This is a genomic window from Nocardioides sp., assembly GCF_035703625.1.
GTDB lineage: Bacteria > Actinomycetota > Actinomycetes > Propionibacteriales > Nocardioidaceae > Nocardioides.
Genome location: NZ_DASSXS010000013.1, coordinates 1 through 4,237, shown reverse-complemented (window position 1 = coordinate 4,237; position 4,237 = coordinate 1). Strand labels below are relative to the sequence as shown.

The following is a 4,237-nucleotide window of genomic DNA, read 5'->3' as shown; positions in this document are numbered from 1 at the left end:
ACTCAACGGTCACGGATCCCCAACTCAACGGGTCAGAGGGTGCAGTTGACGAGGACGGGTTCGTTGACGAGGCGGATGCCGAACCGGGCCTCGACGCCGTCGCGGATCTCGCGGGCCAGGGCCAGCAGGTCCGCGGTGGTGGCGCCGCCCCGGTTGGTGAGGGCGAGGGTGTGCTTGGTGGAGAGGCTGGACCGCTCACCGCCGTACCCCTTCGCGAACCCGGCCCGCTCGATCAGCCAGGCGGCGCTGGTCTTGACCCCGCCGTCCTGCGGCCAGGCCGGAGCGCCCTCGGGTACGTCGGCGGCGGCGACCACCGGGTTGGTGAAGAACGACCCGGCACTCCAGGTGTCGTGGTCCGAGGGATCGAGGACCATGCCCTTGCCGCCACGCAGCTTCAGCACCGCCGCGCGTACGTCGGCGATCGGGGCCCGCTCTCCGGGCTCGACCCCCAGGGTGGCCGCCAGCTCGGCGTACCGCACCGGGGCGCCGAGGCTGCCCTGCCGGAGCAGGAACGTCACGGTGAGGACGACGAACCGGCCCGCCTCCTCCTTGAACCGGCTCGTCCGGTAGCCGAAACCGCAGTCGGAGGCGGCGAAGGTGCGCAGCCGACCGTGCTTCCGGTCCCACGTGCGGACCGAGGCGATCGTCTCCGAGACCTCCTGCCCGTAGGCACCGACGTTCTGGATCGGCGTGGCGCCGACCGACCCCGGGATCCCGGACAACGCCTCGATGCCGACCCAGCCCCGGTCGACTGCCCGGGCGACCAGGTCGTCCCAGCTCTCGCCGGCAGCCACCGTCACGGTCACCGCACCCAGGCAACCGAGGTCGTCGGGGTCGTCGGGGTCGTCGGAGTCGGGGGCGACACCGCGGGTGGCGAGCTTGACGACGGTGCCGCCGAACCCCTCGTCGGCCACGACGAGGTTGCTGCCACCGGCCAGCACCAGCACCGGCTCCCCGGCCGCGTCCAGCCGGCGCACCGCGTCGACCACCTCGCGCTCGGTCGTGGCCTCGACCCAGTCGCGGGCCGGCCCGCCGAGGCGGAGGGTGGTGTGGTCGCGCAGCAGCTCAGGCACGCAGGACCGCCCGGGGCATGCCGAGCACCTTCTCGCCTCCGCAGGTCACCTCGAGGGCCAGCGTGGTGCGGCCGTCGGCGACGTCCTTGACGGTCCCGGCGACCTGGACCTCGACGCCGTCCCCATCGGGTACGACGACCGGCTTGGTGAACTTGCAGCCGAGCTCGACCACTTCCGCCCCGTCGCTCCACGTGTCGACCGCGCGGGCGGCGAGCGCCATGGTGAACATCCCGTGGGCGATGACTCCCGGCAGGCCGACCGAACGGGCCACGTCCTCGTCCTGGTGGATCGGGTTGTGGTCGCCGCTGGCCTCGGCATATCGGACCAGGTCGGAGCGGCGGACGACGAAGACCTGCGGCGGGAGCGCGTCGCCCGGGCGCAGTGAGGCGCTCATGCGTCGGCGCCGCGGTGCACGAGGGTGGCGCTGGTGGCGCACACCCGGGCTCCCGACTCGTCGGTGATCTCGCTGGTCGTGCCGATGATGTCGGCGCCGGCGATCTGTCGCAGGGAGGCGACGGTGAGGGTGGCGGTGAGGACGTCGCCGGGCCGGACCGGCCGCTCGTAGCTGAACTTCTGGTCGCCGTGGACGATCCGCGAGAGGTCGATCTGCTCGGCCCCCAGGAAGGCGTTCATGGCATCGAACGCGAGCACGATCGGGAAGGTTGCGGGCGCGGCGCCGCCGGCGTACTCCCCTCCGGTGGCCGAGACGAACTCGCGGACCTTCTCCTCGGACACGGTGTAGGGCTCCGTCGGCGGGAAGGACCGCCCGACGAGCGACTGGTCGATCGGCATGGGTTCCAAAATAGACCGACCCGCCCGAAAGTTTCGGGCGGGTCACGCCGAGACGGGTGCGTCAGCGGGTCTCGCGGTGGCCGCGAGCGTCAGCGGGTCTCGCGGTGGGCCGTGTGCTTGCGGCAGCGCGGGCAGAACTTCGACAGCTCCATGCGGTCCGGGTCATTGCGGCGGTTCTTCTTGGTGATGTAGTTGCGCTCCTTGCACTCCACGCATGCGAGCGTGATCTTGGGGCGAACGTCGGAGCTCTTGCTGGCCACGGGGAAGTCCTTTACCTCGGTGATGCTTCGTCTGCGCAGTAGCGGGGGCGGGACTCGAACCCGCGACACCACGATTATGAGCCGTGTGCTCTAACCACCTGAGCTACCCCGCCACCGGGCGGAGCAGCCGACCGGATCGGATCCGGAGGCCCTCAGCCCAGAGCCCCTTTACGGAATCGAACCGTAGACCTTCTCCTTACCATGGAGACGCTCTGCCGACTGAGCTAAAGGGGCAACGACCGATGAGGATACACACCGGCTGACATGATCGAGAAATCGACTGAACCGCCCAGTTTCTACCGTTCCCAGGGGCCTTCCGCGGACGGTCGCGAGGGCTTCGAGTCCCTCCCGACGACGGCGTCCCCCTGGGGTCCCGACAGCCAGCACGGCGGCCCGCCCGCCGGGTTGCTGGCCCGGGCCATCGAGGGCCTCTCCGACGCGGTGATCGGCCGGTTCACGATGGAGCTGCTGGGCCCGGTGCCGGTCGACGACCTCGCGGTGTCGGCCTCGATCCTGCGGCCGGGGCGCACGGTCCAGCTGGCCGCCGCCGAGCTGTACGACGTCGCGCGCGGTCGCCCGGTCGCGACCGCCCGGGCCTGGCTCTTCCCGGCCTCGAGCACCGGGCCCAGCCACGAGCGGACCCCTCCGGCCCACGGACCCGAGGACGGCACCCCGCGCGAGCGGCCCTCCGGCTGGGGCGGCGGCTACGTCGACGCGGTCGACTGGAGGTGGGTCTCCGGAGACCTCGCGCAGCCCGGGCCCGGGGTGGTCTGGATGCACGCGCCCGACCTGGTCGAGGGTGAGCGGGTCTCGCCGGTCCAGCGGTTGTTGACCTGCGCCGACTCCGGCTCCGGGGTGAGTGCCGTCTTCGACCCGCGGGAGTGGGGGTTCCTCAACACCGAGCTGACCGTCCACGTCCTGCGCCAGCCCGAGGGTGAGTGGCTCTGCCTGGACGCGGACACGAGGTTGTCCAGCGGCTCGGTGGGCATGGCGGTGGCGGAGATCCACGACCGGTGCGGCCTGGTCGCCCGGTCTAGCCAGGCTCTGCTCGTCCAGCGCCGATCCGGATAGTCCCGAACGAAATGGTGGTCGACACGCCGCCGGCAGGCACCGCTTCGTGAGGGACTATCCCTGGATGCGGGCGAAGGGGTGGGCTCCCTCGAGCTCGTAGGCGAGCTCGAGCAGCAGCGCCTCCCGGCCTGGACCGGCGCCGAGCATCATGCCGAGGGGCAGTCCTGCGGCGGTGGTCGCCAGCGGGAGGCTGACGGCGGGGTCACCGGTGGCGTTCTGCAGCGGGGTGAACGCGACCCACTCCAGCATCCGCTCCAGGGTCGTCTCGTAGTCGTTGCCGGCGGAGAGGTGGCCGACCCGCGGGGTGGAGGTGGCGAGGGTGGGGGTCAGCAGGACGTCGTACCGCTCGAAGAGGCGGGCCGTCACCCGGCCGGACCGGCGCAGCCGGGCGATCGCCATCGGGAGCTTGTGCAGGCCGCGCCGGGAGTGGCGGGCCAGGCCGTGGGTCAGGTTGTCGAGCAGGTCCGCGTCCCAGGTCTCGCCGAAGGTGCGGCGACCGGTCTGCACGGTGAACAGGCTCAGCACCGACCAGTAGAGCAGGAAGTCGTCGCGGAAGTACGCCGGCACGGGAGGGTCGATGTGCTCGACGGCGTGGCCGAGCTCCTCGAGCAGCGAGGCGGTCTTCAGGGTCAGCTCGGCGACCTCGGGCGAGGCCTTCGCCCCGATGCCCTCGGTGAAGACCGCGACCCGGAGCCGGGCCCTGCCCGGGCGGGTGATGTCGCCGACCGGCGGGAGGCGCAGGTTGCGGTAGACCTTCTCCGACTCGCGGAAGAACGCCGCCGTGTCCCTCACCGACCTGGTCAGCACGCCGTCGGAGACGATCTGCACCGGCATCTGGCGCAGCATCTTGTCCTGGGCGAGCCGGCCGCGGGTGGGCTTGAGCCCGACCAGTCCGTTGACCGAGGCCGGGATCCGGATCGAGCCGCCGCCGTCGTTCGCGTGGGCGAGGGGTACGACGCCCGCGGCGACCATGGCCGCGGACCCGGCCGACGAGGCGCCGGCCGTGTGGTCGAGGTCCCACGGCGACCGGACCGGACCCAG

6 protein-coding genes and 2 tRNA genes are annotated in these 4,237 nt (G+C 71.9%); 1 reads left to right on the top strand and 7 read right to left on the bottom strand.

All coding sequences use genetic code 11. The annotated features are described in order from the left end of the window. Positions 1-32: 32 nt before the first annotated feature. From VFN12_RS00660 to VFN12_RS00635, 6 genes are all read right to left on the bottom strand, one after another. Positions 33-1,073: a UDP-N-acetylmuramate dehydrogenase gene (locus tag VFN12_RS00660; RefSeq protein ID WP_325116602.1), complete on the bottom strand. Its 1,041-nt coding sequence runs from the start codon at positions 1,071-1,073 to the stop codon at positions 33-35. Continuing rightward, the gene (locus VFN12_RS00655; RefSeq protein WP_325116600.1) at positions 1,066-1,467 is read right to left on the bottom strand and encodes a MaoC/PaaZ C-terminal domain-containing protein; all 402 of its coding nucleotides are present in this window, start codon (positions 1,465-1,467) and stop codon (positions 1,066-1,068) included. Before VFN12_RS00655 ends, VFN12_RS00660 begins: the two co-directional genes overlap by 8 nt. Further along, positions 1,464-1,865 (bottom strand): FAS1-like dehydratase domain-containing protein, encoded by a 402-nt coding sequence (locus VFN12_RS00650; RefSeq protein WP_325116599.1) that lies wholly within the window; start codon positions 1,863-1,865, stop codon positions 1,464-1,466. Before VFN12_RS00650 ends, VFN12_RS00655 begins: the two co-directional genes overlap by 4 nt. Before the next feature lie 89 nt (positions 1,866-1,954). Then, positions 1,955-2,125 carry a 50S ribosomal protein L33 gene (rpmG, locus tag VFN12_RS00645; RefSeq protein WP_325116598.1) on the bottom strand — a complete coding sequence of 57 codons (171 nt, stop codon included), beginning with the start codon at positions 2,123-2,125 and terminating at the stop codon, positions 1,955-1,957. Positions 2,126-2,164: 39 nt separating this feature from the next. Further along, positions 2,165-2,238, bottom strand: a tRNA-Met gene (locus VFN12_RS00640). 48 nt (positions 2,239-2,286) lie between these two features. Further along, positions 2,287-2,359 (bottom strand) — tRNA-Thr (locus tag VFN12_RS00635). A gap of 30 nt (positions 2,360-2,389) precedes the next feature. Between VFN12_RS00635 and VFN12_RS00630 the strand changes: the two genes are divergently transcribed. Next, positions 2,390-3,196 carry a thioesterase family protein gene (locus VFN12_RS00630; protein WP_325116597.1) on the top strand — a complete coding sequence of 269 codons (807 nt, stop codon included), beginning with the start codon at positions 2,390-2,392 and terminating at the stop codon, positions 3,194-3,196. A gap of 54 nt (positions 3,197-3,250) precedes the next feature. Here VFN12_RS00630 and VFN12_RS00625 read toward each other — a convergent pair. Further along, on the bottom strand, positions 3,251-4,237 hold a 987-nt coding region (locus VFN12_RS00625; RefSeq protein WP_325116596.1), incomplete at its 5' end, for an amidase.

Bases quoted from the DNA above. Each gene is read 5' to 3' on its own strand.
- VFN12_RS00650 (WP_325116599.1), bottom strand. From the start codon at position 1,865: ATGCCGATCGACCAGTCGCTCGTCGGGCGGTCCTTCCCGCCGACGGAG.
- VFN12_RS00630 (WP_325116597.1), top strand. From the start codon at position 2,390: ATGATCGAGAAATCGACTGAACCGCCCAGTTTCTACCGTTCCCAGGGG.
- VFN12_RS00655 (WP_325116600.1), bottom strand. From the start codon at position 1,467: ATGAGCGCCTCACTGCGCCCGGGCGACGCGCTCCCGCCGCAGGTCTTC.